The 23895-nt window shown below is 68.4% G+C and carries 26 protein-coding genes; 7 read left to right on the top strand and 19 right to left on the bottom strand.

What is annotated here, in order from left to right:
* A partial coding sequence (locus AX018_RS18515; protein ID WP_146749364.1) for an integrase core domain-containing protein occupies nucleotides 1–314 on the top strand: 314 nt, incomplete at its 5' end.
* Nucleotides 315–445: 131 nt separating this feature from the next.
* Here the strand turns inward: AX018_RS18515 and AX018_RS18510 are convergent.
* The 3 genes from AX018_RS18510 to AX018_RS18500 all read right to left on the bottom strand — a co-directional run bounded on the left by AX018_RS18510 (nucleotide 446) and on the right by AX018_RS18500 (nucleotide 2591).
* The gene (locus AX018_RS18510) at nucleotides 446–994 is read right to left on the bottom strand and encodes a DUF2946 family protein (RefSeq protein ID WP_111880304.1); all 549 of its coding nucleotides are present in this window, start codon (nucleotides 992–994) and stop codon (nucleotides 446–448) included.
* The gene (locus tag AX018_RS18505) at nucleotides 987–2057 is read right to left on the bottom strand and encodes a YheT family hydrolase (protein WP_111880301.1); all 1071 of its coding nucleotides are present in this window, start codon (nucleotides 2055–2057) and stop codon (nucleotides 987–989) included. The genes AX018_RS18510 and AX018_RS18505 overlap by 8 nt, the downstream gene beginning before the upstream one ends.
* An 84-nt stretch (nucleotides 2058–2141) precedes the next feature.
* A complete protein-coding gene (locus AX018_RS18500) occupies nucleotides 2142–2591 on the bottom strand; it encodes a YybH family protein (RefSeq protein WP_111880299.1) in 450 nt (149 codons plus the stop codon).
* Between the two features lie 211 nt (nucleotides 2592–2802).
* Here AX018_RS18500 and AX018_RS18495 point away from each other — a divergent pair, with 211 nt between their 5' ends.
* The 3 genes from AX018_RS18495 (at nucleotide 2803) to AX018_RS18485 (ending at nucleotide 5075) form a co-directional block, all read left to right on the top strand.
* Nucleotides 2803–3411 (top strand): LemA family protein, encoded by a 609-nt coding sequence (locus AX018_RS18495; RefSeq protein ID WP_111880297.1) that lies wholly within the window; start codon nucleotides 2803–2805, stop codon nucleotides 3409–3411.
* A 28-nt stretch (nucleotides 3412–3439) separates the two neighbouring features.
* Nucleotides 3440–4381, top strand: a complete 942-nt coding sequence (locus AX018_RS18490; RefSeq protein WP_111880294.1) for a TPM domain-containing protein — start codon at nucleotides 3440–3442, stop codon at nucleotides 4379–4381.
* Between the two features lie 103 nt (nucleotides 4382–4484).
* Nucleotides 4485–5075, top strand: coding sequence for a TPM domain-containing protein (locus tag AX018_RS18485; protein WP_111880291.1), 591 nt, complete (start codon nucleotides 4485–4487; stop codon nucleotides 5073–5075).
* A gap of 1585 nt (nucleotides 5076–6660) precedes the next feature.
* On the opposite strand, the gene AX018_RS18475 is transcribed toward AX018_RS18485, so the two are convergent.
* The 9 genes from AX018_RS18475 to AX018_RS18435 all read right to left on the bottom strand — a co-directional run bounded on the left by AX018_RS18475 (nucleotide 6661) and on the right by AX018_RS18435 (nucleotide 13955).
* Nucleotides 6661–7077 (bottom strand): F0F1 ATP synthase subunit epsilon, encoded by a 417-nt coding sequence (locus tag AX018_RS18475; RefSeq protein WP_111880286.1) that lies wholly within the window; start codon nucleotides 7075–7077, stop codon nucleotides 6661–6663.
* Nucleotides 7078–7205: 128 nt separating this feature from the next.
* The gene (gene atpD, locus AX018_RS18470) at nucleotides 7206–8636 is read right to left on the bottom strand and encodes a F0F1 ATP synthase subunit beta (RefSeq protein ID WP_111880283.1); all 1431 of its coding nucleotides are present in this window, start codon (nucleotides 8634–8636) and stop codon (nucleotides 7206–7208) included.
* Between the two features lie 18 nt (nucleotides 8637–8654).
* Nucleotides 8655–9521, bottom strand: coding sequence for a F0F1 ATP synthase subunit gamma (gene atpG, locus AX018_RS18465; RefSeq protein ID WP_111880281.1), 867 nt, complete (start codon nucleotides 9519–9521; stop codon nucleotides 8655–8657).
* 106 nt (nucleotides 9522–9627) lie between these two features.
* The gene (gene atpA / locus AX018_RS18460) at nucleotides 9628–11181 is read right to left on the bottom strand and encodes a F0F1 ATP synthase subunit alpha (RefSeq protein ID WP_111880278.1); all 1554 of its coding nucleotides are present in this window, start codon (nucleotides 11179–11181) and stop codon (nucleotides 9628–9630) included.
* 42 nt (nucleotides 11182–11223) lie between these two features.
* Nucleotides 11224–11766 carry a F0F1 ATP synthase subunit delta gene (locus tag AX018_RS18455; protein WP_111880275.1) on the bottom strand — a complete coding sequence of 181 codons (543 nt, stop codon included), beginning with the start codon at nucleotides 11764–11766 and terminating at the stop codon, nucleotides 11224–11226.
* A 15-nt stretch (nucleotides 11767–11781) separates the two neighbouring features.
* A complete protein-coding gene (locus AX018_RS18450) occupies nucleotides 11782–12252 on the bottom strand; it encodes a F0F1 ATP synthase subunit B (RefSeq protein WP_111880272.1) in 471 nt (156 codons plus the stop codon).
* A 35-nt stretch (nucleotides 12253–12287) separates the two neighbouring features.
* On the bottom strand, nucleotides 12288–12536 hold the full coding sequence (gene atpE, locus AX018_RS18445) for a F0F1 ATP synthase subunit C (RefSeq protein WP_011793551.1): 249 nt from the start codon (nucleotides 12534–12536) through the stop codon (nucleotides 12288–12290).
* A 54-nt stretch (nucleotides 12537–12590) separates the two neighbouring features.
* A complete protein-coding gene (gene atpB, locus AX018_RS18440) occupies nucleotides 12591–13469 on the bottom strand; it encodes a F0F1 ATP synthase subunit A (protein WP_111880265.1) in 879 nt (292 codons plus the stop codon).
* Between the two features lie 15 nt (nucleotides 13470–13484).
* Nucleotides 13485–13955, bottom strand: coding sequence for an ATP synthase subunit I (locus tag AX018_RS18435; protein ID WP_111880263.1), 471 nt, complete (start codon nucleotides 13953–13955; stop codon nucleotides 13485–13487).
* 199 nt (nucleotides 13956–14154) lie between these two features.
* Here AX018_RS18435 and AX018_RS18430 point away from each other — a divergent pair, with 199 nt between their 5' ends.
* The 3 genes from AX018_RS18430 to lipA are packed head-to-tail and all read left to right on the top strand — an operon-like array spanning nucleotide 14155 to nucleotide 16189.
* On the top strand, nucleotides 14155–14466 hold the full coding sequence (locus AX018_RS18430) for a YbeD family protein (RefSeq protein WP_111880260.1): 312 nt from the start codon (nucleotides 14155–14157) through the stop codon (nucleotides 14464–14466).
* A 21-nt stretch (nucleotides 14467–14487) separates the two neighbouring features.
* The gene (lipB, locus tag AX018_RS18425; RefSeq protein ID WP_111880257.1) at nucleotides 14488–15177 is read left to right on the top strand and encodes a lipoyl(octanoyl) transferase LipB; all 690 of its coding nucleotides are present in this window, start codon (nucleotides 14488–14490) and stop codon (nucleotides 15175–15177) included.
* A 13-nt stretch (nucleotides 15178–15190) separates the two neighbouring features.
* The gene (gene lipA, locus AX018_RS18420) at nucleotides 15191–16189 is read left to right on the top strand and encodes a lipoyl synthase (RefSeq protein WP_111880255.1); all 999 of its coding nucleotides are present in this window, start codon (nucleotides 15191–15193) and stop codon (nucleotides 16187–16189) included.
* Nucleotides 16190–16295: 106 nt separating this feature from the next.
* Here the strand turns inward: lipA and AX018_RS18415 are convergent, their stop codons facing one another.
* From AX018_RS18415 to kdpC, 7 genes are all read right to left on the bottom strand, one after another.
* Nucleotides 16296–18326: a hypothetical protein gene (locus AX018_RS18415; protein WP_146749362.1), complete on the bottom strand. Its 2031-nt coding sequence runs from the start codon at nucleotides 18324–18326 to the stop codon at nucleotides 16296–16298.
* Between the two features lie 302 nt (nucleotides 18327–18628).
* Nucleotides 18629–18853, bottom strand: a complete 225-nt coding sequence (locus tag AX018_RS18410; protein WP_111880251.1) for a hypothetical protein — start codon at nucleotides 18851–18853, stop codon at nucleotides 18629–18631.
* A 60-nt stretch (nucleotides 18854–18913) separates the two neighbouring features.
* On the bottom strand, nucleotides 18914–19111 hold the full coding sequence (locus tag AX018_RS24915; protein WP_146749361.1) for a hypothetical protein: 198 nt from the start codon (nucleotides 19109–19111) through the stop codon (nucleotides 18914–18916).
* Complete coding sequence (locus AX018_RS18405) at nucleotides 19104–19478, bottom strand: hypothetical protein (RefSeq protein WP_245951678.1); 375 nt, start codon at nucleotides 19476–19478, stop codon at nucleotides 19104–19106. The genes AX018_RS24915 and AX018_RS18405 overlap by 8 nt, the downstream gene beginning before the upstream one ends.
* Before the next feature lie 155 nt (nucleotides 19479–19633).
* Nucleotides 19634–20344, bottom strand: a complete 711-nt coding sequence (gene kdpE, locus AX018_RS18400) for a two-component system response regulator KdpE (protein WP_415842080.1) — start codon at nucleotides 20342–20344, stop codon at nucleotides 19634–19636.
* On the bottom strand, nucleotides 20341–23136 hold the full coding sequence (locus tag AX018_RS18395; RefSeq protein WP_111880246.1) for a DUF4118 domain-containing protein: 2796 nt from the start codon (nucleotides 23134–23136) through the stop codon (nucleotides 20341–20343). The genes kdpE and AX018_RS18395 overlap by 4 nt, the downstream gene beginning before the upstream one ends.
* Before the next feature lie 83 nt (nucleotides 23137–23219).
* A complete protein-coding gene (gene kdpC / locus AX018_RS18390) occupies nucleotides 23220–23876 on the bottom strand; it encodes a potassium-transporting ATPase subunit KdpC (protein WP_111880243.1) in 657 nt (218 codons plus the stop codon).
* Nucleotides 23877–23895: the final 19 nt, after the last annotated feature.

The raw sequence follows: 23895 nt of genomic DNA, 5'->3' as shown, positions 1-23895 counted from the left end.
TGGTGCATCACTCCGACCGGGGCATCCAGTACTGCTCTGGCTACTACCAGGCCATCCACGATCGCCACGGGCTGACCTGCTCGATGACCGATGGCTACGATTGCTACCAGAACGCACTGGCCGAGCGGGTCAATGGCATTCTCAAAGGCGAGTTCCTGCTGTGCAGACCTGCCGATCTGGCGCAGGCCCGGCGCATGGTGAGCCAGTCAGTTCCCATCTACAACAACCAACGGCCTCATCTGTCGTTGAAAATGCAAACGCCCGATGCCGTGCATCGGGCGTCTCTGGCCGGCCAATGCCGGTCTGTTCAATGATCCAGGTGTCAACCTAGATCAGGACGGGTCACCGGGCCATCCCAGTGCCCCCTGTGGAGGGCAACGGCCACGCGCAGCGAGGGAGCGTGAGCGCCCTTTTCATTGCCGGGCCGCCTCCACCCCTTCCGTGTTCAGACCTGGAACTGCGAAGGCCGCACCACGTACCCATAGCGGCGCGGCAGGTCGGCCGACTGCACGGGCGCGGGCACCCAGAGGCCGCGCTCCACGGCCCGGGCGGCCAGTTCCATGTCGAGGGTGTGCACGAGGCCGAGCACGCGGCCGTCGAACAGGTAGAGCCGGCCCGCCTCGTCGAGAAGGCACTCGCGCACGGCCGAGCGCATGCCGGTGTGCGCGGCGATGGAAAAGCCCTCCCCGCCATCCCCGGTGGCAGACACCTCGACGCGCCACACCACGGGCGTGGCCTCCAGCTCCACATACACGCGCTGCGGACCGTTCTGGAAGAACCAGCGGCCCTGGGCGTCGGCCTCGTAGTTGCGGTGGATGAAGTCGATGAGCTTCTCGTGCTGCAGCAGCGCGCCGCGCGCCCCGGGGAACGGGCCCTGCGCCTGCACGGCGTCGTCGCGCATGAACCAGCGGCCCCGCGCGTCCAGCCCCAGCCAGCCGTAGCAGTCGGGCACGTGGGGCCACCGGGCGATGGCCTGCTTGACGATGTCATCCATGCGGCGATCCTAAGCCGCCGGCCCCCGCCCCCGCGTCTGAGGGCGCGCCGGCCACGATGCCCGCGCGCCGGGCCAGCCAGTCGGCCACGGCCTCGGGCATGGCCCGCACGTGGCCCGGCAGCCGGCCGTGCGTGAAGCCCACGTGCCCGCCGTGCGCGGGCTGCCAGAGCGTGACGTGCGGGCCCGCCTCGTGCGCGCGCGGCAGGCTCGCGGCCGGCACGAAGGGGTCGTTGAGCGCGTTCACGGCCAGCGCGGGGATGCGGATGCGCCCGAGCAGCGGCTTGGCCGAGGCGCGGCGCCAGTAGTCGTCGGCATCGCGGAAGCCGTGCAGCGGCGCCGTGAACACGTCGTCGAACGCATGCAGGTCGCGCGCGGCCCGCAGCGCCTCGCGGTCGAACAGGCCCGGGTGCTGGCGCCACTTGGCCAGCGCCTTGGGCACCATGGTGCGCAGGAACATGCGCGTATAGACCTGCCGGTTGAACCCGCGCCCGATGGCGAACCCGCCTGCCGCGAGGTCCAGCGGCGAGCAGATGGCCGCCACCGCGTCGGCGCTGCGCGCCGCGAGCGCCCCATGCTCGGCCGCCCAGCGCAGCAGCGCGTTGCCGCCCAGCGAGACGCCCGCCACGATGACCGGCGCGCGCGGCCCCTCGCCCGCGCCGCCCGGGCGCTGGCGCGCGGCCATGCGCGCGAGGATCCAGTCGATCTCCTCATGGTCGCCCGAGTGGTAGGCGCGCGGCGCGAGGTTGAGCTCGCCGCTGCAGCCCCGGAAATGCGGCACCGCGCAGTCCCAGCCACGCTCGCGCGCCACGCCGGCGAAGGCCTCGGCATAGTGGCTGCGCGAGGAGCCCTCCAGCCCGTGGAAGAGCACGAGCAGCGGGCGCGGCCCCGCTGGCGACCCGGTGCCGTCCTCCAGGAAATCCACGTCCACGAAGTCGCCGTCGGGCGCGGTCCAGCGCTCGCGCCGGTAGACCGGCGGCCCCGGCAGCGCGCGGCGCGCGGCCAGCGCCGGCCAGATGGTCTGCAGATGGCCCCCGGGGAGCCAGCGGGGAGCTACATATTTCATAGCAACATCTTCAGCAAACACGGCGACATGAGCGCTATTCGATCCCCAGAAACCGTGCCGGAGGGATTCCGTGCGGCCTCAGGCTCAGTGCAGCACGGGCGGCGCGGCGCCGGCCGCGGCCTCGTGCACGGTGCCGGGGCTGGCGTGGTGGGCCACGAGGCGCCAGCCCTGCGGGGTCTTGTGGTAGACGTTGGTGGACTGCACCAGGGCCTCGCGCACGCCGCCGTCGATGCGCACCTCCACGTGCTCCACCACGCTGTGCACCGCGCTGGCGAGCGCCTGCACGCGGTGCACCTGCGCGGGCCGCGCGCGCAGCCCGCCATGCGCGAACATCGCGGAGAAGGCCGCGCGGATGGCGCCGGCGCCCAGCAGGCGCGGGCCGCCGGGGTTGACGCAGACGATGTCGTCCTCCTCGGCCCAGCAGGCCATGAAGCGGTCGATGTCGCCCGCCTGCATGGCCTCGTAGAACGCGGCCTCGATGTCGTCGGCGGAGCCGCCCACGAGGGCGGCGCGGTAGGGAGTGCGGGTGGTCATGGGCTTGGCGGACGGTCTTTGCGCACGGAAAGGGCCATTGTCGGGAATTCGGCCCGGATGCGCACCCACCCGCCAACCTCTTGTGACAACCGCGCTCCGGCCCGCGGCGCGGCCGCACCCCGCCCGGCTGCGGCAGAATGGCCCGGCGCCGGCGCGGCCCCTCTGGTTTCTGTCCGCTCCCTTCCGCTTTCCCCGCCCGGCAAACACCACCATGCAACGTCTTCTCGCCACCCTCGCCGCCGTGCTCGCGCTCTCGGGCTGCGGCTACAACGACTTCCAGCGCCTGGACGAGCAGAGCAAGGCCGCCTGGAGCGAGGTGCTCAACCAGTACCAGCGCCGCGCCGACCTCGTGCCCAACATCGTCGCCACCGTCAAGGGCGAGGCCGCCTTCGAGCAGGACACGCTCACCAAGGTGGTGGAGGCGCGCGCCAGGGCCACGTCGATCCAGGTCACGCCCGAGACGCTGAACAACCCCGAGGCGTTCAAGCAATTCCAGCAGGCGCAGGGCGAGCTCTCTTCCGCGCTCTCGCGCCTCATGGTGGTGGCCGAGCGCTACCCGCAGCTGCAGGCCAACCAGGGCTTCCGCGACCTGCGCGTGACGCTGGAGGGCACCGAGAACCGCATCACCGTGGCGCGCAACCGCTACATCCAGACCGTGCAGGAATACAACGTGCTCGCGCGCAGCTTCCCCACCAACCTCACGGCCAGCGTGTTCAGCTACAGCCCCAAGCCCAGCTTCGCCGTGCAGAACGAGGCGCAGATCAGCACGCCGCCCGCGGTGGATTTCTCCCGGCCGGCGGCCCCCGCGGCCTCCCGCTGACCCGCCGCCCCTGGTTGGCACGCCTTTCATGCTCCATGTCGCCGTCCTCCGGACTTTTCTAGCTATCTTTTGCATAGCAATCGGATGCGGTGCGGGCCCGGCGCGGGCGCAGCGCGCGGTGCCGCCCTTCACGGCCCACGTGACCGACGAGACCGGCACCCTCGGCGCCGCCGAGCGCGAGCGGCTGGAGGCGCGCCTTGCCGGCATCGAGCAGCGCCGGGGCACGCAGATCGCCGTGCTGATGGTGCGCACCACCGCGCCCGAAGACATCGCCGCCTTCGCCAACCGCGTGGGCAACGCCTGGAAGATCGGCAGAAAAGACGTGGGCGACGGCGTGCTGGTGGTGGTGGCGCGGGACGATCGGCGCATGCGCATCGAGGTGGCCAAGGCGCTGGAAGGCGCGATCCCCGACATCGCCGCCGCGCGCATCATCGACGAGGCCATGAAGCCGCGCTTCCGGGCTGGCGACTACGCGGGCGGGCTGGACGCCGCCATCGGCCAGCTCGACGCGCGCATCGAGGGCGAGAACCTGCCCACGCCCGGGGTCGGGGCTGGGGCCCCGCAGGCCCCGCGCGGCGAGCGCGGCACGGACTGGGGCGATTTCGCGATCTTCCTCTTCTTCGGCGTGATGGTCGGCGGCCCCGTGGCACGCGGCATCTTCGGCAACCGCCTGGGCGGCCTGATCATGGGCGGCGTGGTGGGGCTGTTCGCGTTCCTCTTCACGGCCAGCCCCTGGCTCGCGGCCGCGGCCGGGCTAGTGGCGCTGCTCTACACCGGGCTCTTCGGCGGGCGCGGCGTGACGGCCGGGCGGGGCCGGCGCACGGGCGCGGGCTTCTCCACTGGCGTCGGCACGGGTGCTGTCCTGGGCAGTTGGAGCAGCGACAGCGGCAGCAGCAGCAGTGACTCCGGCGGGTCCAGCTCCGGCGGCGGGGGCGACTTCGGCGGGGGCGGCGCCTCGGGCGACTGGTAGCCCGCCGGCCGAGCGCCCCCACCGCCCGCACCGTTGCCCGTCCATCCCGTCGCCCCTCCATCCCGTCGCCCCTCCACCTTTCGACTCCCACCGAGCACCGCCCATGGCCTCCAGCGCTTCCCCGCACCGCCCGCCTCCGCCCGCGCCGCGCCCGGGGCGGCTTGTCGCCCGCATCGCGCGCCTCCTGCGCCACCGCTGGGCGGAAGGCCGGCTGCACCGCGCCCTGCCCCCTGATCTGCTGGAACGCCTGGCCCGCCGCGTGGCCGCGAGCGAGGCGCGCCACACGGGCCAGATCCGCATCTGCGCCGAAGGCGGCCTGCCCGCGAGCTACCTCTGGCGCGGCGCCAGCGCGCGCGAGCGCGCCGTGACGCTCTTCGGCAAGCTGCGCGTGTGGGACACCGAGCACAACAACGGCGTGCTCATCTACCTGCTGCTGGCCGAGCAGGCGATCGAGATCGTGGCCGACCGCGCCCTGGCCCGCACCGTGCCCCCCGAGACCTGGCGCGCGATGGTCGCGCGCATGGGCGGCGCCTTCCGCGCCGGGCACTACGAAGACGGGCTCACGCAAGCGCTGGAAGAGGTGTCGGCGCTGCTGGTGGCGCATTTCCCGGCAGGCGGCGGCGCGGGCCCCCATGGCGGCAACGAACTGCCCGACGCGCCGGTGCTGGCGGGGAGTGCACTGCGCGAAGCGTAGTTTCTCGCGCCGCGGCTTCGCATGGCGGCAGGTTCCTGCGGTTGGCGGCTGGGCCCCTTTGCCGTTGCGCCCCAAGATCGCCGCAACGCTGGCGCCCCGAGGTGCCGCAGAAAGGCGCTCCTTGGACCCGGTACGACATTCCGGCCGCTCGCGGCCCCGCGAAAGCAGCCCAGCCGGCACACCCGAGGATGATGGGTCGGGCTTCGGGGTTTCGCGCGGGCCCCGGGGGGCTGGGTAGTGGCTTTTTTGGGGGATGTCGCGGGATTTGCTGGGTTTCTTGCTATTGTTTTTGTAGTTGCTGGGTGGTTACGTTCCGGGGCCGGGATTTCGCCCCGGCGGGCGAGTCACTTTCTTTCGCTTCGCCGAAAGAAAGTAACCAAAGAAAGGGCGACCCTGCTGTCTGCGTCCCCCTTCGCCCGTGGGGCGAAGGGGGCAACCTGCGGTGCTCGGTCGCGGGGCGCGGCTGCGGAACTCGCTGCGCGCTGCGCGCTCCGCTCGGACAACCGCAGCCAGTCAGATCACGAAGCGGATGTGTCCTGCGGCACATCCGCGCGCCCCGCGCCCTGTGCTCCTCGGCGCAGCCAGAAGGGTGGGGAGCACACGGGCCATCGCTGCGCTCGGCCCCCGATGCGCGAGTGCTTCGCACCGCGCACTGCAGCGCGGAAAGGATACAGAGCCAAGCCAGGGCCGAGCGCAGCGATGGCCCGTGTGGGTTTGGGGCCGAGCAACGCGACGGCCCGGCTCGCCCCTTCTGGATGCGCCTGGGGCGCGCAGGGCGCGGGGTGGCGGGTGTGCCGAAGGACACACCCGCTTCGTTGTCTAGCTCGCCGGGGTTGTTCGAGCGAAGCGCGCAGCGCGTAGCGAGTTCCACGGCGCACCCCGTGACTGAGCACCCCAGGTTGCCCCGTAGCGCAGCGAAGGGGTCGCAGACAGCAGGGTCGCCCTTTCTTTGGTTACTTTCTTTCGGCGAAGCGAAAGAAAGTAACTCGGCCGCCGGGCCGAGACCCGGCTCCGGAAAACAATCCCCCCACAAACCGTCCCACAGACAGCCACCGAGGACGATGGACAACCCGGTCAAAACCCCCCGGCAATCCTCAGAGCCCTTCGGCCCGCGCGATCAGCAAATCATCAGAACAGAAGAAAAGGCCGCCACGCAAAGGCCTCTCTCCACACAATGAGGGGAAGCGCCAACCCGCCGCCCCGCTGACCCCGCCGCCCAATGCGCCGTACGTAGAAGGAAGAAAGCCCTGGTGTGCGCTTGCATGCGGAATGCTATCGCCCGCCCTTTCCCGACCACCGTCGGGCGCACCGCATGCGAATGTCGGAGGGCACCTACCCGAGAGTCCAGTTTCCGCAGAGCGCAACGCCGTCCGGCCGCGCTCCGGCAAAAGGGCAAAAAAAAGCCGCCCGAAGGCGCAATGCCAGTCAGTTAAGCCCTGACCGACAGCCTTTGAGGCCGCTTGAAACAAAAAAGGAGCGCATTTCGCGCTCCTTCTTGCAGGGTTGGCTGGATCGCAAACGCTTAACTGACTGGCATTGGCCCGAAGGCGGCTTGCATGCATGCGCGGACAGGCGCGAGGGTCGGTCAGCGCTTCTGGCGGAACTTGCGCAGCGCGGCGATCTGGGCGGCCATCACGGCCAGCTCGGACTGCGCCTTGGCGAAATCGACGTCGCTCTTGGCGTTCTTGAGGGCTTCTTCGGCGGCCGCGCGGGCGGCTGCGGCCTTCTCGTCGTCCAGGTCCTTGCCGCGGATGGCGGTGTCGGACAGCACGGTCACGCGCTCGGGCTGCACTTCGAGAATGCCGCCGGCCACGAAGACGAACTCTTCGCCGCCATCGGCCGTCTCGATGCGCACCGATCCCGGCTTGATGCGCGTGATCAGCGGCGTGTGGCGCGGATAGATGCCGAGCTCGCCGGCCTCGCCGGGCAGCGCGACGAAGCGCGCCTCACCCGAGAAGATGGACTCTTCGGCGCTGACCACATCGACGTGGATGGTGTTCATGGGTTTTCCTCTGGGCTCTGGGAGAAGGTGGACTGAGCAAGCAGACGGGAGGGCCCGCTAGGCGCCGCGCACAGCCGTACGGAAGTACGGCGAGCACGGCAACGACGCGGGCTGCCCGTATGCGCCGCTCAAGCGACCTTCTTGGCCTTTTCGAAGGCTTCGTCGATGGTCCCGACCATGTAGAACGCCTGCTCGGGCAGGTGGTCGCATTCGCCGTTCACGATCATCTTGAAGCCGCGGATCGTCTCGGCCAGCGGCACGTACTTGCCGGGCGAGCCCGTGAACACTTCGGCCACGTGGAAGGGCTGCGACAGGAAACGCTGGATCTTCCGGGCGCGGGCCACGAGGAGCTTGTCCTCGGGGGCCAGTTCGTCCATGCCCAGGATCGCGATGATGTCGCGCAGTTCCTTGTAGCGCTGCAGCGTGCCCTGCACGCCGCGGGCCACGCCGTAGTGCTCCTCGCCCACGACCTGCGGGTCGAGCTGGCGGCTGGTGGAGTCGAGCGGATCGACGGCGGGGTAGATACCCAGCGCGGCGATGTCACGCGACAGCACCACGGTGGAGTCCAGGTGAGCGAAGGTGGTGGCGGGCGACGGGTCGGTCAAGTCATCGGCAGGCACGTACACGGCCTGGATCGACGTGATCGAGCCGACCTTGGTGGACGTGATGCGCTCTTGCAGGCGGCCCATTTCCTCGGCCAGCGTCGGCTGGTAGCCCACGGCGGAGGGCATGCGGCCCAGCAGTGCGGACACTTCGGTGCCGGCCAGCGTGTAGCGGTAGATGTTGTCCACGAAGAACAGCACGTCGCGGCCTTCGTCGCGGAACGACTCGGCGATGGTCAGGCCCGTGAGGGCCACGCGCAGACGGTTGCCCGGGGGCTCGTTCATCTGGCCGTAAACCATGGCCACCTTGGACTCGCCGAGGTTCTCCAGGTTCACCACGCCGGAATCGGCCATCTCGTGGTAGAAGTCGTTCCCTTCGCGGGTCCGCTCGCCCACGCCGGCGAACACGGACAGACCCGAGTGCGCCTTGGCGATGTTGTTGATGAGCTCCATCATGTTCACGGTCTTGCCCACGCCGGCGCCACCGAACAGGCCCACCTTGCCGCCCTTGGCGAACGGGCAGACCAGGTCGATCACCTTGATGCCGGTTTCGAGCAGTTCCTGCGAGGGCGACAGTTCGTCGTACGCAGGCGCCTTGCGGTGGATGGAGGCCGTCAGGGCCTGGTCCACGGGGCCGCGCTCGTCGATGGGGTTGCCCAGCACGTCCATGATGCGGCCCAGCGTCGCCTTGCCCACGGGCACGGTGATCGAGTTGCCGGTGTTGGTCACCATGAGGCCGCGGCGCAGGCCGTCGGACGAACCCAGCGCGATGGTACGCACCACGCCGTCGCCGAGCTGCTGCTGAACTTCCAGGGTCAGCGCGGAGCCTTCGAGCTTCAGCGCGTCATACACCTTGGGCATCCGGTCGCGCGGGAACTCGACGTCCACCACGGCGCCGATACATTGAACGATCTTGCCCTGAACGCCTGCGTTCACTTGGGTGTTCTCTTGAGCCATTGCATTTGCTCCAAAAATTTAAACTGCCGCGGCACCCGCGACGATCTCCGAAAGTTCCTTCGTGATCGCGGCCTGGCGCGTCTTGTTGTAGACCAGCTTGAGTTCGCCGATGACGTTGCCCGCGTTGTCCGTGGCGGCCTTCATGGCCACCATGCGCGCCGACTGCTCGGAGGCCATGTTCTCGGCCACGGCCTGGTAGATCAGCGATTCGACGTAGCGCACGAGCAGATCGTCGATCACGCTCTGGGCATCGGGCTCGTAGATGTAGTCCCAGCCGTGCTCGGTCTTCTCCGCCTTCAGCTTCTCGGACGAGAGCGGCAGGAGCTGCTCCACGACCGATTCCTGCTTCATGGTGTTGATGAACTTGGTGTACGACAGGTACACGCCGTTGATCTTGCCTTCGGCATACGCATCGAGCAGCACCTTGACGGGGCCGATCAGCTTGTCGAGATGGGGCGTGTCGCCCAGGCCCGTCACGTGCGAGACCACCTGGGCACCCACACGGTTCAGGAAGCCCAGGCCCTTGTTGCCGATGGCCACGGCCTGCGTGGACACGCCCTGCGATTGCAGGTCGCGCAGCTTGGCCGTCACGGCGCGCAGCACGTTGGTGTTCATGCCGCCGCACAGACCCTTGTCCGTCGTCACCACGATGAAGCCCGCCACCTTGGCGTCGTTCGTCTTCATGAAGGGGTGGACGTACTCGGGATTGGCCTCGCCCAGATTCGCCGCGATGTTGCGGATCTTCTCGCTGTACGGACGGGCGGCACGCATGCGGTCCTGCGCCTTGCGCATCTTGGACGCGGCCACCATTTCCATGGCCTTGGTGATCTTCTTGGTGTTCTCCACCGATTTGATCTTGCCGCGAATTTCCTTGCCTGCTGCCATGCTTAGACCCCTACGTTGGCCGCCGCCACGGCTACGCCACCCCCGAGGGGGGTGCGAGCGGGCGTGAAGCGGTTGTGCGCTGCGCTCATGTGGCTCCTCGTCCGGTTCAGGCGAACGACTTCTTGAACGCGCCGATGGCGGCCGTCAGCTCAGCCTCGGCATCCTTGTCCATCGCCTTGTCCTTCTCCAGCTTGGACAGCAGTGCGCCGTGGCTGGTCTTCAGGAACTGGTGCAGGCCGGATTCGAACGCCAGGACCTTCTTCACGTCCACATCGTCCAGGAAGCCCTTGTTCACCGCGAACAGCGTGGCGCCCATCAGGCTGATGGACTGCGGGCTGTACTGCGGCTGCTTGAGCAGTTCGGTCACGCGGGCGCCGCGGTCGAGCTGCTTGCGGGTGGCTTCGTCCAGATCGGATGCGAACTGCGCGAAAGCGGCCAGCTCGCGGTACTGCGCGAGGTCGGTACGGATACCGCCGGACAGGTTCTTGATCAGCTTGGTCTGCGCTGCGCCACCCACGCGGGACACCGAGATACCGGCGTTGATGGCGGGGCGGATGCCGGCGTTGAACAGGCTGGTTTCCAGGAAGATCTGGCCGTCGGTGATCGAGATCACGTTGGTCGGAACGAAGGCGGACACGTCGCCGGCCTGGGTTTCGATCACGGGCAGGGCCGTCAGCGAACCCGTCTTGCCCTTGACCTCACCCTTGGTGAAGGCTTCGACGTAGTCGGCGTTCACGCGGGCTGCACGCTCCAGCAGGCGGCTGTGGAGATAGAACACGTCGCCGGGGAAGGCTTCGCGGCCCGGCGGGCGGCGCAGCAGCAGCGAGACCTGGCGGTAGGCCACGGCCTGCTTGGACAGGTCGTCATAGACGATCAGCGCGTCTTCGCCGCGGTCGCGGAAATATTCGCCCATCGTGCAGCCGGAGTAGGCCGACACGTACTGCATGGCGGCGGACTCGGAAGCCGATGCGGCCACCACGATCGTGTATTCCATGGCGCCGGCCTGCTCCAGGGCGCGCACCACGTTCTTGATCGACGATGCCTTCTGGCCGATGGCGACGTAGATACACGTCACGCCCTGGCCCTTCTGGTTGATGATCGCGTCGATGGCCACGGCGGTCTTGCCGGTCTGGCGGTCGCCGATGATCAGCTCGCGCTGGCCACGGCCCACGGGCACCATGGAGTCGATCGACTTCAGGCCGGTCTGCAGCGGCTGGCCCACGGATTCACGGGCGATCACGCCGGGCGCGACCTTCTCGATCACGTCGGTCAGCTTGGCGTTGATCGGGCCCTTGCCGTCGATGGGCTGGCCCAGGGCGTTCACCACGCGGCCGATCAGTTCGGGGCCCACGGGCACTTCCAAGATGCGGCCCGTGCACTTGACGGTGTCGCCTTCGGAGATGTGCTCGTACTCGCCCAGGATCACGGCGCCGACGGAGTCGCGCTCCAGGTTCAGCGCGAGGCCGTAGGAGGGCTGACCGTCCTTGGCGGCGGGGAATTCGAGCATTTCGCCCTGCATCACTTCCGACAGGCCATGGACACGCACGATACCGTCGGTCACGGACACCACGGTGCCCTGGTTGCGGATGTCGCTGCTGGCTGCCAGACCTTCGATGCGGCTCTTGATCAGTTCAGAGATTTCTGCGGGATTGAGTTGCATGACTCTTTCCTTCTTTCTAGGGTTAGCCGAAACCTCGGGCGCTTACGCGACGAGGGCCGCTTTCATTTGTTCCAGACGGGCCTTGACCGAGGTGTCGAGCACCTCGTCGCCCACGACCACGCGAACGCCGCCGATCAGCGAATCGTCCAGCTGCACGGAGAGGTTCAGCTTGCGGCCGAAGCGCTTCTCGAGCGATGCGCCGAGATCCGCCAGCGCGGAGGCATCGAGCGGAAAAGCGCTGTGGACGACGGCGTCGGACGAGCCATTGCGGCGATTGACGAGGGCACGGAACTGCGCGGCCACCTCGGGCAGCGCTTCCAGGCGGCCGTTGTCGATGAGCACGCGCAGGAAATTGCGGGCCGCATCGGTCAGCGGGGCACGAACCACACCGGCGATCACGTCGAACAGCTGCTCGGGCGAAACCTTCGGGTTGTCGGCCAGCAGCCGGAGCTGCGGGTTGGCAGCGATCGCCGCCAGCTCGTCCACCCAGGCGGCGGTGCCGCCCAGGTCAGCGCCCGACTGGGCGGTGCTGGCCTTGAACAGGGCTTCCGCGTAAGGGCGGGCAATGGTGGCGAGTTCTGCCATGGTTGCGTCCCTTACTTACAGCTCGGTCTTGAGGCGGTTCAGCAGATCGGCGTGGACACCGGCATTGACCTCCTTGCGGAGAATCTGCTCGGCACCCTTGACGGCCAGCGCGGCCACCTGCTCACGCAGGGCCTCGCGGGCCTGCACGGTCTGCTGCTCGGCCTCGGCGCGGGCGGCGGCGACGATCTTGTTGCCTTCCTCGGTCGCGCGGGCCTTGGCCTCTTCGATGATGGCCTGGGCACGGCGTTCGGCGTCCGCAAGACGCGATGCCGTCTCGGTGCGCGTCTGCGCGAGTTCCTTCTCGACGCGCTGGTTCACAGCGGTGAGTTCGGACTTGGCGCGATCGGCAGCAGCGAGGCCTTCGGCGATTTTCTGGGCTCGCTCATCCAGCGCCTTCGCGATCGGGGGCCACACGAACTTCATCGTGAACAGCACCAGGATCAGGAAGACGATGGCTTGGACGAACAGGGTCGCGTTGATACTCACGGCAACACCTTTCTCGTTGGGCGTTGGACGGGGGCTCAGGCCAGGACGAAGGGGTTGGCGAAAGCGAACAGCAGGGCGATGGCCACGCCGATCAGGAAGGCGGCGTCGATCAGACCGGCCAAGATGAACATCTTGGTTTGCAGTTCGTTGATCAGCTCGGGCTGGCGTGCGGAAGCTTCGAGGTACTTGCCACCCATCAGAGCGATACCGATCGATGCGCCGATGGCGCCCAGACCCACGATCAGACCACAAGCCAGAGCGACGAGACCGAGAATGTTTTCCATGATGACTCCTAGGATGAAAAGAAGGAAAGGTTGAAAAGAAACGAAAGGGAAGGCTCAGTGAGCTTCATGTGCCTGGCCGAGGTAGATCAGCGCCAGCATCATGAAAATGAAGGCTTGCAGGGTGATCACCAGGATGTGGAAGATCGCCCAGATCGAGCCTGCAATGATGTGCCCCACGGGGAGCAACACACCGGAAAGCGACATGGCTGCCGCGCCGCCCATCAGGGCGATCAGCATGAACACCAACTCACCAGCGTACATATTGCCAAACAGCCGCATGCCATGCGACACGGTCTTGGCAACGTATTCGATGATCTGCATCAGCAGATTGATCACACCCAGGATCAGGGCGAAGACGGGATTCTTGCTCGTGCCGAACGGCGCCGTGACCAGCTCGTGCGCCCAGCCGCCCACGCCCTTGATCTTGACGCTGTAATAGAAGCAGAGGATGAGCACGGCCGTTGACAGGCCCAGCGTGGTGGACAGATCGGCCGTGGGCACGACGCGCAGGTAGGCGTGGTGCGGATCATGGCCGGCCGCGCCGTAGATCTGCGCCCAGATGGCGGGCAGCAGATCGACGGGAAGCATGTCCATCGCGTTCATGAGGAAGATCCACACGAACACCGTGAGGGCCAGGGGAGCGATGAACTTGCGGCTCTCGGCGTTGTGGATGTTGGCCTTGGCCTGGTTGTCCACCATCTCGACGAGGATCTCGACCGCGGCCTGGAACCGGCCGGGGACGCCGGACGTGGCCGTGCGCGCGGCGCGCCAGAAGACGAAAAGAGCCAGAAAACCGAGAACCAAACCGACCACCACCGAGTCAATGTTGACCACGGAGAAATCGACGATGGACTTCTGCTTGATGTTCTGGAGATGCTGCAAGTGGTGAACGATGTATTCACTGGCAGTCGGGGCGTGCGCTTCTGCGGCCATCGGACAACTCTTCTCTCAATCAATCGGTTTGCGGACACCGGGCCGCACCATGAGTGCGATCCAGTACGTTTTCATCGTCACCACCATGCCGGCGAGCAAAGCCAGCCAGCTCAATCCCGGCACCAGCCGGGGCGCCGCCGCCAGCATGGCGACGGTCAACGCAATCTTGACCAGCTCCCAGCCGAAGAGACCCGCCAGCGCAGCTCCCGCAGAAGCCCTTTCGCGCGCCATGCCCCGGGCAAAGAGCGCCGCGGGGATCACCACCGCCAGCGCGCCATATCCCGCAGACCAGGCGACATGGGATTTCCCGGACACCCACCACGCCACGAGGGCCGACAGGAATCCGACCAACACCTGGCTCGCGACGATGCGCCATACGGACACCCGTGGATGGCGCCTCCGCCACTCTTGCGCCTCAGCGGCGGAGAGGGGCTTGAAGCCAGGATCTTCGGCCTCAGTTTCAGTGTCCGGGACGACTGTTTTCATCGTTCGATAACGCCCCGTTTACGGTCTGAAACTTCTCACAAAGCCGCTGATTATAAGTAAAAACCCGTTGCATCCAGCAATGCCCTGGCACGCATGTGCAAAAGCGGTGCGCCGCCGCGCTCCGCGCCGGTGAACGCGGACCGGGCCGCACGCCGACATGGTGCGTGCGCACGGCAGCGCATCGCAGACAATCCACCGCATGACCCAGCCCCCCTCCCTCCCTCCCGTCATCGGAGCCGACGGCGATCCGCGCAAGGATTCGCTCATCGAATATCCCTCGCGCTTTCCCATCAAGGTCATGGGCCGCAAGGCGGACGGTTTCGTGCACGCGCTCACGGAAGTCGCTCGCCGGTTCGACCCCGCGTTCGACGCCTCCTCCATCGAACTGCGCGACAGCCGCGAAGGCAACTACCTGGGCGTCACCCTGACCGTGACGGCCACGAGCCGGGAACAGCTCGACGACCTGTACCGCGCCCTGTCCTCGCACCCGATGGTCAAGGTCGTGCTCTGAGAAGGTGTGAAAGAACCCGCCATGCAGGTGCAGTTCTTGGGCCGGGTGGATTACCGCGACACGGTGCGGGCCATGCAGGAATTCACCGAACGGCGGACGGCGGACATGGCCGATGCGCTGTGGATTTGCGAGCACCTCCCCCACTACACCCAGGGGCTCGCCGGCAAGCCGGACCATGTCCTCGCCCCGGGCGACATTCCCGTCGTGGCCACCAACCGCGGGGGACAGGTGACCTACCACGGCCCGGGGCAGGTGGTGGCCTACCCGCTCGTGGACCTGCGCCGCGCGGGCTACTACGTAAAGGAATACGTGTACCGCGTCGAAGAGGCCGCGATACGCACCCTGGCGCACTTCGGCGTCACGGGCCACCGGGTGGCGGGCGCGCCCGGCATCTACGTCCGGCTGGACGACCCGGGCGGCCATGCGGCGCTGCCGCAGCGCCGACGGGTCGAGGGCGAATCGCCCCCCTTGGCACCGGACTTCGCCGGCCTGGGCAAGATCGCCGCGCTGGGCATCAAGGTGACGCGCCACTGCACCTACCACGGGGTGGCGCTGAACGTGGACATGGACCTCGAACCCTTCTCGCGCATCAACCCTTGCGGCTACGCAGGCCTGCCGACCGTCGATCTTTCTACAATCGGCGTCCACACCACCTGGGACGAAGCCGCCTCCGTGCTGGCCCGCCAACTGGCCATTCGCCTCGCGCCCTGACCTCACACCAGCCATGAGCACTCCAGAAGTCGTGCGCGAAGCGCAGTCCACCGTCGCCTACAACCCGCTCGCCAAGCAGAAGGCGGCAGCGAAGCTCTCGCGCATCCCGATCAAGGTCGAACAGGGCGAAGTGCTCAAGAAGCCCGAGTGGATCCGCGTGAAGGCCGGCTCGCCCACCACGCGCTTCTACGAGATCAAGGAGATCCTGCGCGAGCACAAGCTGCACACGGTGTGCGAAGAGGCCTCGTGCCCCAACATCGGCGAGTGCTTCGGCAAGGGCACGGCCACGTTCATGATCATGGGCGACAAGTGCACGCGCCGCTGCCCGTTCTGCGATGTGGGCCATGGCCGCCCCGACCCGCTCGACAAGGACGAGCCGCTGAATCTCGCGCGCACCATCGCGGCGCTCCGGCTCAAGTACGTGGTGATCACCAGCGTGGACCGCGACGACCTGCGCGATGGCGGCAGCGGGCATTTCGTGGAGTGCATCCAGAACATCCGCGCGCTCTCGCCGCAGACGCAGATCGAGATCCTCGTGCCCGACTTCCGCGGCCGCGACGACCGGGCGCTGGAGATCCTCAAGGCCGCGCCACCCGACGTGATGAACCACAACCTGGAGACCGCGCCGCGCCTCTACAAGGAAGCGCGCCCGGGCTCCGACTACCAGTTCAGCCTGAACCTGCTCAAGAAGTTCAAGGCACTGCACCCCCAGGTGCCCACCAAGAGCGGCATCATGGTGGGCCTGGGCGAGACCGACGAGGAGATCCTGCAGGTGATGCGCGACATGCGCGCGCACGACATCGACATGCTGACCATCGGCCAGTACCTCGCGCCCTCCAACAGCCACCTTCCCGTGCGCCGCTACGTGCACCCCGACACTTTCAAGATGTACGAGGAAGAGGCCTACAGGATGGGCTTCACCCACGCGGCAGTGGGCGCCATGGTGCGGTCGAGCTACCACGCGGACCAGCAGGCCCACGCGGCCGGCGTTCGTATCGACGAAGCGGGGTAAAACAGGATCGGGCCCAGGCGGGGAGAACACCGCCAAGAGGCTGCATCCTGGTTTACTCCCTCGAAAAAAGCCGGTCCCCAGCCTCTCGCGCGCCAGGCGAGCAGGTTTAGGCGTACCTTGCCTGGATCTCTTCTTGCGCTTTCTTGATGGCTTCGCGCACGCTGCCGTGAGAAGTAGCCTGCTCGAAATGCGCAAAGCCCTGCGTCAACCGCGCCTGGGCTTCCCATCCTCCCCACAGGCTGCTCTTTTCGAGATTGGATAGGAATGCGGCCACGAGCTCTTCCTGAATGCGGACAGGCAGGGAGTCGACCAGTTTCCGGAGGTTCTCTGCATCCATGTGGGACATGCCATGCGCCAAGGCCTTGAGGGATTCTCTCGGCAGATTTGACCAACCCTCGCTCCACATTCCCGTTGGTGACTTGATTTCCATGAAATCGATGAGGGCCTGCCGGTGCTCCTCCGACAGCTTGGCAAAGCCCGGAGCCTCCATGACTTTGATGGTCGGCTCGTTCATCCCGGGGTAGTGCAGCTTCTTGACGAGCGCGGCGCTTTCCGTTGGCGACAGCGGCACCCCGTCCTGAGCAAGGATGAGGGATGCATTCATGGCTGCCTCCCGGGGGCTAACGCCCTGCACGATGGCGAGCACCGCCTGGCACTGGTCGCGGTCCAGATGCTCGAAGCGAGAGGAGAGTGCGCCCAACAGCTCCTCGGAGGCGTCGGCAACCTTCATGTCGGCATGGGCCATACGGACCAGCCGATTGCGCTGCCCGACATCGAGGTGCGGAAACCCGGCCCCCTCCCGTATCGCCTGGCTCAGAGCAGCCGGGCGTTTCCGATCGCCGGAACGCAGCTCCAGGGCATTCAGGAGGCTGGCGGACACGCTACCTGGAACGCGCTTGTCGCTACCGCTCAGGAGCCTGCCCATCAGGGGGAGTTTCTGCTTGACGGCGGGGTCTTTCAATACCAACTGGACGAAATTTTCCTGATCTGCCACGGAGAACTCGCTCAGATGCAGCGCCATCTTTTCGAGTGTTAACTGCACGTCGGAGAAGCGACCGCGCGCCACCGCATGCTTGACGGCCTTGAACAGGCTGGCCTTTTGCGCAGGGTCCAGCACATCGACGTGGCCCGCCATGGCATTGATGCCGCGGAGTCGCGCCAGATCGTCCCGGGCGCCCATAATGCCCTTGAAAACCGCGTTTCTGGACTCCACGAAGAGGTGGGGAAAGTCTTCGGCGATCCGCGCCTCGGCTCCTAACAGGTCGCGAACATGGGCATTCGCCAGCTCGGAAACCGTGGACTTGTACAGCTCCTGCTTCGCCTTTCGGATGCTTTTATCTTGACTCCAGATCTGCTCCGACCACTTTATCTGCTCTTTTCGCGGCTCCTCGGCAAGCTCCTGCGCCAGAAGCTCTCGCATCTCGTCATAGTCCTCGGCATTCGGCAGGTGAAGCACTCGAGTCACCAAATCATGGCGTTGTCTTTCAGTCAACTGATGGAATGCATTGATTCTCTGCTTGATGTCCTGCAGCGTTGCACGAGGGGGAGCACTGCTGGTTTCTTCCCGGCCCTGCAGCCCCCCCCCCGTGGGCGGGAGCGGCTCCATTCTCGAGAAAGCCACTTTTTCTAGCCGCGCCGCGACAGATTCTTTGGCGGCTTGCGGCGCCCCGGCATTGAATGTCTCGAACGTCTCGATCAGGCTGTCGATGCTTTTCCAGTCACGCTGCAGATCCCCCTCCGTCTTGACCGCACGGGATCTGGCGTCGATGATCGGCCTGCTGTACCTCACCTCTTTGCGGACCTCTTCGTTGGCCTCGATCACCGTCAACATCGTCCGGGCACGGACGTAGTCACGCGGCTGGGAGGCCAGCCGGTTGACGATGTTGCGAAGGGCGTTGGTTGGTAAATCGTTGAGTGACCTGCGTGCCGGCAACTCAAGGGTATGCTCCTTGGGTAGGGCGTTTTCCGGGCTTTCGGCTTGGATGCCCGGAGGCCGTCTTTTGAGGGGGGACAGGGCCCCGCTGTCAGGCATGGAGCTGCTGCACCGGGCAAGTGCGGGACCGGCGCTGGCGCTTCCGGAAGAGGAAGGCGTACTGGACGTGGTGGACAGAGGGGATAGCGCAACGGGTTTCACCATGGATGCTCCAGAAGAAGTCCCGGGGAAATCCGCAGGACGCAGGCGACAGGCCTCCCCCGAGTGTGCGGAGCCCGCGGCGCTGGACGCGTGTTTCGTGCGAAGACATCCGGGCCCCAGCGAATCCGCTGGCGACCCTTCCCTTCAATGGACCGTGAGCTTGCCCGGCCCCGCGTTGGCCGTCATATTGGCCTTGACGCTGGCGGCGGGATCCAGCGGGTAGCCGGTATAGGGAACGGCCCAGTTCGTGGTGGCGAACGTGCAGCCCGAAGTTTGATACCGTCACGTAGTCGCTAGAGCGTGGATCACGTCCGGGGCACCGCGCCAGCGCCAAGTGCGGCTTTCAATTGCGAGGCCGAACTGAAGCCGACCTTGCTGATGTACTTGGCCGTGGCGGCGGCGCCTCCCGTGGTGCCGCCGCCCTGGCTCGCCCAGCCATCGAGGGGCGCGGTGTCGGTGCGGTTGTCAGCGTGGGCGCCGCTGGCGAGCGCCGTGGCCAGGATGGGGATGAGCGCGTGATGTGCCGGCATGCTTCCTGGCTCCCGTTGCGTTGTCCGCCAACGGAGCAAATCACGCCATCCCGCCTGGCGTCAATGAGGCCGCCGTTCATGCGCCGCCTTGGCAGCGGAGACGCCCATCTCGACATCCGGTCCACGGCCGAGCCGGGCACGCCGATGTCCGGGCGCTTTCCGCCCGCACCAGCGCACGATGCACCACGCCACGGCCAGCGGCGCGAACAGGGCCAGGACGGCCACCAGGGCATGCCCCACCGGGGCCATGTCAGCCATGGACACGGCAGGCCTCGCGCATCGCCGGGCGCTCCACGGCGCCCGTGTCGTGCAACAGGCAGGACACGCGGCCGAACTCCGCCGTCGGCAGGGCCGCCATGATCCGGTCCATGCATTCGCCGACCTCGCCCTCCCGCAGGTGCAGATAGACCGTGCAGACCGGCCGCACTGCGTCCACCGACAGGCGGTAGGTGCCCAGCCGGCTTCCCAGCGCAGCGTGCAGGCGTTGCCGCACGCGCAGCGCGGGCTCCCTGGCCATCTTGACCGGCAGCACCACGAAGGGGGTGGCGTGCAGCACGGACCGGCGGGCGAAAGGATCGTTGGAGAAAGGCTCCTCCTCGCGGAGAAAGCTTCGGTGCAGCAGCATGATCGTAGGGCTTCGCGCGGCAGCCGGATGCAAGAGGGTGGCCGCCACGCCGAAGCAAGTGATGAAGCAGGCTTCAGTCTAGGAAGGCGCCCGTCAAAAGTGCGTAAAAAAACCGGAGTGCCGCGTCAATCGTCCATCAACGACCGCCCCCGGCGTCAGATGGCCAGCCGGTAGCCCACGCCCGTCTCGGTGAGCAGGTGGCGCGGCTGGGCCGGATCGGCTTCGAGCTTCTGGCGCAGGTGGCCCATGTAGATGCGCAGGTAGTGGCTCTGGTCCGAGCGCGCCGGGCCCCAGACCTCGCGCAGCAACTGCCGCTGCGTGATGACGCGGCCCGCATTGGCCACGAGCACCGTGAGCATGCGGTATTCGGTGGGCGTGAGGTGCACGACGGCGCCCGCGCGCCGCACGAGCCGCGCGGCGCGGTCCACCTCGATGTCGCCGAAACGGAAGACCGGCTCCGCCGCTTCGGACTGCAGGCCCTGGCCCGCCGCGGGACGGGGCCTGCGCAGATTGGCGCGCACGCGCGCGAGCAGCTCGCCGGTGCCGAAGGGCTTGGTGAGGTAGTCGTCGGCGCCGGCATCGAGCGCGGCGATCTTGTCGGCCTCGTCGGTCCGGGCCGAGAGCACGATGATGGGCACGGCCGACCAGCTGCGCACGTCGCGGATCAGGCCCACGCCGTCGCCGTCGGGCAGACCCAAATCGAGCACCAGCAGGTCGGGCTGGCGCGTGCCCGCGGCCGAGAGCCCCTCGCGCAGCGTGGCGGCCTCGTGCACCTGCCAGCCCTCTTCTTCCAGCGCGCCGCGCACGAAGCGGCGGATCTGGGGTTCGTCCTCGATCACGATCGCGGTGCGCAGGTTCATCGTCATGGCGGAAGGGCGGAAAAGGGTCGGTGCGGGGAGAGCGCGGCATCCGCCGGCTCCAGGGCCTCGGGCGCGGCCGGCGGATCGCGCCGGGGCAGCGTGACGGTGAATTCTGCGCCCGGGCCGCGCACCGCGCTCGCGGCGGCGATGTCGCCGCCATGCGCCAGCACGACGGCCTTGCAGATCGCCAGGCCGAGGCCGACGCCGGGCGTGGCGGATTCGGCCTGGCCCCGGGTGAATTTGTCGAAGAGGGTGTGCTCGCGCCCGCGCAGCGATAGGGGCAGACCCGGCCCGTGGTCGCGCACGGTGAGCCGCAGGCTCCCCGGCAAGGCGCAGGCGGCCAACTCGATGGGCGGCGCGCCGTACTTGGCGGCGTTCTCCAGCAGGTTCACCAGCACGCGCTCGATGAGCACCGCGTCGAACTCCACCAGCGGCAGGTCCGGCGGCAGCGAGGTGCGCACCTCCCACGTGCCGAGGGCCGGCCGCGCGGCGCGGATGGCCGAGCCGACGACCTCCTCCACCGACTGCCAGTCGCGCCGCAGGCTCACGCTGCCGCCCGCGATGCCGCTCTCCAGCCGCGCCATGTCCAGCAGGTTGCTGACCAGGGCATGGAGCTGGTGGGCCTGCTGGATGATGGCGCGGGAGGCGGCCTCCAGGGCCTCGCCCGGCTGCGCGGGCAGGGATTCGGCCAGGGCGATGAGCGCCGTGAGCGGCGTGCGCACATCGTGCGAAATGGCGCCCAGCAGCGCGTTGCGCAGGCGCTCGGACTCCATGTCCACCACGGCGCGCTGGGCCACGTCCACGTAGTGCACGCGCTCCAGCGCGATGGCGATCTGCCGCGCAAGGGTTTCGAGCTGTTGCGCCTGCTCGGGGATGAGCAGCCAGCGCGGGCGCGCGGGCGCCAGGGCGAGCACCCCGCGCACGCGCATGGGCGCGGTGAGCGGCACGTAGCGCCAGCTCTGCGCCGCCAGCGTGGCCGTGCCCAGGCCGGCGCTCTGGCCATGGCGCAGTGTCCAGTCGGCCACGCTCGTATCGAAGCCGGCCGGGGGCTGCTGCGGCAGCACGAGGCGGTCGCCGTCGTCCAGCGGCAGCACCACGGCCTGCCCGCCGAAGTGCTTGCGCACCGCCGCCGTGGCGATCTCCACGATCTGCGCGGCCTCCAGGGCAGCCGACAGCTCGCGCGTGAGCTCGAACAGCGAGCGGGTACGCTGCTCGCGCCCCGCCGACACGCCGGCGGAAAAACGCAGTCCCGCCGTGAGCTGGCCCACGAGCAGGCCCACGCCCAGCATCACGGCGAAGGTGACGAGGTACTGCACGTCGCTCACGGCGAACGAGAGGCGCGGCGAGACGAAGACGAAATCGAAGGCCGCCACGTTGAGCAGCGCCGCCAGCGCGGCCGGCCCGCGCCCGAAGCGCATGGCCACGCCGACCACGCCGAGCAGGTAGAGCATGACGATGTTGGTCAGCTCCAGCACGCCGGACAGCGGCAGGGTCAGCAGGGTGACCGCGACGCTGGCCGCCACGGCCGCGCCGTAGCCGGGCCAGCGGGCGACCTGCTGGTCCTCGCCGTCGTGCGCGGTGGCGGCCGCCGGGTCTTCGCCCTGGCGCCAGGGCGTCGATGCGAGGCGGCGGCTGCTGCCCGGGCGGCCGGCCTCCACGATCTCCAGGGCCGGCGCCGCGGCGGCGATGGCCTGGGCCGTGCCGGGCACCGGCCACCATCGCCGCCAGCCGGAGGCCAGGCGCGCGCGGCCCACCACGAGGGTGGCGCAGTTGAGGTGGTCCGCGTGCTCGGCCAGCGCGGGCGCCACCGCGTTGCCGGTCAGCACGGCGGTCTCGGCGCCCAGGCCCTCGGCCAGTTGCAGCACCGCCAGGATGCGGTCGCGCTGCGGGGCCGGCAGGCGCTGCAGGCGCGGCGTTTCCACATAGGCCGCGTGCCAGCGCACGTTGAGCTGCCCCGCCAGCCGCGCGGCCGTGCGCACGGTGTGGGCGGCTTCCTCGTGCGGGCCCACGCAGGCCAGCAGCGCGCCGGAGGTGTTCCACGCGGGCGGCACGCCGTGCCCGCCGCCGGACTGCTCCACGCGCCAGCCGCGCACGTCGTCCTCGACATGCTCGGCGGTGCGGCGCAGCGCGATCTCGCGCAGCGCGATGAGGTTGCCCTTGCGGAAGAAGTTCTGCGCCGCGCGCTCGGCCTGCTGGGGCACGTAGACCTTGCCGGCCGCGAGGCGCGCGGCCAGCTCGTCGGGCGTGGCATCGACGAGGATGACCTCGTCGGCCTCGTCCAGCACCGTGTCGGGCACGGTCTCGTGCACCCGCACGCCGGTGATCGCGCCCACCGTGCCGTTGAGGCTCTCCAGGTGCTGCACGTTGAGCGCGGTCCAGACCTCGATGCCCGAGGCCACCAGCTCCTGCACGTCCTGCCAGCGCTTGGCATGGCGCGATCCCGGCGCGTTGGAGTGCGCCAATTCGTCCACCAGCAGCACGGCGGGCCGGCGCTGCAGGGCCGCGTCGAGGTCGAACTCGGTGCGCGCGCGCCCCCGGTAGTCGAACGCGCGCAGCGGCAGCACGGGCAGATCGCCCAGCAGCGCCGCGGTCTCGCTGCGGCCATGGGTTTCCACCACGCCGATGAGCACGTCGCGGCCGGCCTGGCGCTCGCGCTGCGCGGCGCTGAGCATGGACCAGGTCTTGCCCACGCCGGCGTTCGCTCCGAAGTAGATGCGCAGCTTGCCGCGCTGGGTGCGCTGCTCCTCCGCGCGCATCTGGGCGATGAGGGCGTCGGGGTCGGGGCGGTGGTCGGGCATGCGGCGGAAGAAGGACGGGCGATTGGCGGAAAGGATGGGGCGGCAGGGGCACGGAGAGCCCCCCGCCCCGCAGTCTCCCGGATTCAGCGCAGCGCGTCGAGGGCGAGGTTCAGCGCCAGCACGTTCACGCCGGTCTCGCCCAGCCACGGCATGGCAGGCGCGTCGGTGTGCGCGCGGACCAGCGCCTGCACGCGCTCGATCGGCAGGCCGCGCGCGCGAGCCACGCGGGCGGCCTGGTACTGCGCCGCCGCCGGGCTGATGTGCGGATCGAGCCCGCTGGCGGAGGCCGTGACCAGATCCACCGGCACGGGCGCGGTGTTGCCGGGGTCGGCCGCGCGCAGGGCTTCCACGCGGGCTTTCACGGCGTCGGCGAGCGCGGGATTGAGGGGCCCCAGGTTAGAGCCGCCCGAGGCGCCCGCGTTGTAGGGCATGGGCGAGGTGGCCGAGGGCCGGCCCCAGAAGTGGCCGGGGTCGGTGAAGTTCTGGCCGATCAGCTCCGAGCCCACGGGCTTGCCATCGCGGCCCTGCACCAGGCTGCCCGCCGCCTGGTGGGGAAAGACGGCCTGCGCCACGCCCGTGACGGCCAGCGGATAGAGCACGCCCGTGACCACCGTCATCAGGGCGAACAGCACCAGCGCGGGCCGCAGCAGCGGGCCCTTGGCGGCGACGGGAACGGCATCGCCCGGAGCGCCGGACGGCGCAGGCGCGGGGACGGGGTGGGTGGAATGGGTCGTGGTCATGAAAGATCCTCCGGATGCC

It is taken from the genome of Paracidovorax anthurii, from assembly GCF_003269065.1.
Classification (GTDB): Bacteria; Pseudomonadota; Gammaproteobacteria; order Burkholderiales; family Burkholderiaceae_C; genus Paracidovorax; species Paracidovorax anthurii.
The sequence above is the reverse complement of the archived record's forward strand: the minus strand, read 5'-3'. Positions and strand labels throughout refer to the sequence as shown.

Excerpts from the sequence above, each read along its gene's own strand:
- kdpC (WP_111880243.1), bottom strand. The coding sequence starts at position 23,876 with ATGACCACGACCCATTCCACCCACCCCGTCCCCGCGCCTGCGCCGTCC.
- AX018_RS18475 (WP_111880286.1), bottom strand. The coding sequence starts at position 7,077 with ATGAACACCATCCACGTCGATGTGGTCAGCGCCGAAGAGTCCATCTTC.
- AX018_RS18405 (WP_245951678.1), bottom strand. The coding sequence starts at position 19,478 with ATGCTGCTGCACCGAAGCTTTCTCCGCGAGGAGGAGCCTTTCTCCAAC.
- AX018_RS18435 (WP_111880263.1), bottom strand. The coding sequence starts at position 13,955 with ATGAAAACAGTCGTCCCGGACACTGAAACTGAGGCCGAAGATCCTGGC.
- AX018_RS18490 (WP_111880294.1), top strand. The coding sequence starts at position 3,440 with ATGCTCCATGTCGCCGTCCTCCGGACTTTTCTAGCTATCTTTTGCATA.
- AX018_RS18455 (WP_111880275.1), bottom strand. The coding sequence starts at position 11,766 with ATGGCAGAACTCGCCACCATTGCCCGCCCTTACGCGGAAGCCCTGTTC.
- AX018_RS24915 (WP_146749361.1), bottom strand. The coding sequence starts at position 19,111 with ATGGCTGACATGGCCCCGGTGGGGCATGCCCTGGTGGCCGTCCTGGCC.
- atpB (WP_111880265.1), bottom strand. The coding sequence starts at position 13,469 with ATGGCCGCAGAAGCGCACGCCCCGACTGCCAGTGAATACATCGTTCAC.
- AX018_RS18510 (WP_111880304.1), bottom strand. The coding sequence starts at position 994 with ATGGATGACATCGTCAAGCAGGCCATCGCCCGGTGGCCCCACGTGCCC.
- atpD (WP_111880283.1), bottom strand. The coding sequence starts at position 8,636 with ATGGCTCAAGAGAACACCCAAGTGAACGCAGGCGTTCAGGGCAAGATC.
- kdpE (WP_415842080.1), bottom strand. The coding sequence starts at position 20,344 with ATGACGATGAACCTGCGCACCGCGATCGTGATCGAGGACGAACCCCAG.
- atpE (WP_011793551.1), bottom strand. The coding sequence starts at position 12,536 with ATGGAAAACATTCTCGGTCTCGTCGCTCTGGCTTGTGGTCTGATCGTG.
- lipB (WP_111880257.1), top strand. The coding sequence starts at position 14,488 with ATGCAGGTGCAGTTCTTGGGCCGGGTGGATTACCGCGACACGGTGCGG.
- AX018_RS18505 (WP_111880301.1), bottom strand. The coding sequence starts at position 2,057 with ATGAAATATGTAGCTCCCCGCTGGCTCCCCGGGGGCCATCTGCAGACC.
- lipA (WP_111880255.1), top strand. The coding sequence starts at position 15,191 with ATGAGCACTCCAGAAGTCGTGCGCGAAGCGCAGTCCACCGTCGCCTAC.
- AX018_RS18485 (WP_111880291.1), top strand. The coding sequence starts at position 4,485 with ATGGCCTCCAGCGCTTCCCCGCACCGCCCGCCTCCGCCCGCGCCGCGC.
- atpA (WP_111880278.1), bottom strand. The coding sequence starts at position 11,181 with ATGCAACTCAATCCCGCAGAAATCTCTGAACTGATCAAGAGCCGCATC.
- AX018_RS18495 (WP_111880297.1), top strand. The coding sequence starts at position 2,803 with ATGCAACGTCTTCTCGCCACCCTCGCCGCCGTGCTCGCGCTCTCGGGC.
- AX018_RS18415 (WP_146749362.1), bottom strand. The coding sequence starts at position 18,326 with ATGGTGAAACCCGTTGCGCTATCCCCTCTGTCCACCACGTCCAGTACG.
- atpG (WP_111880281.1), bottom strand. The coding sequence starts at position 9,521 with ATGGCAGCAGGCAAGGAAATTCGCGGCAAGATCAAATCGGTGGAGAAC.
- AX018_RS18395 (WP_111880246.1), bottom strand. The coding sequence starts at position 23,136 with ATGCCCGACCACCGCCCCGACCCCGACGCCCTCATCGCCCAGATGCGC.
- AX018_RS18500 (WP_111880299.1), bottom strand. The coding sequence starts at position 2,591 with ATGACCACCCGCACTCCCTACCGCGCCGCCCTCGTGGGCGGCTCCGCC.
- AX018_RS18430 (WP_111880260.1), top strand. The coding sequence starts at position 14,155 with ATGACCCAGCCCCCCTCCCTCCCTCCCGTCATCGGAGCCGACGGCGAT.
- AX018_RS18410 (WP_111880251.1), bottom strand. The coding sequence starts at position 18,853 with ATGCCGGCACATCACGCGCTCATCCCCATCCTGGCCACGGCGCTCGCC.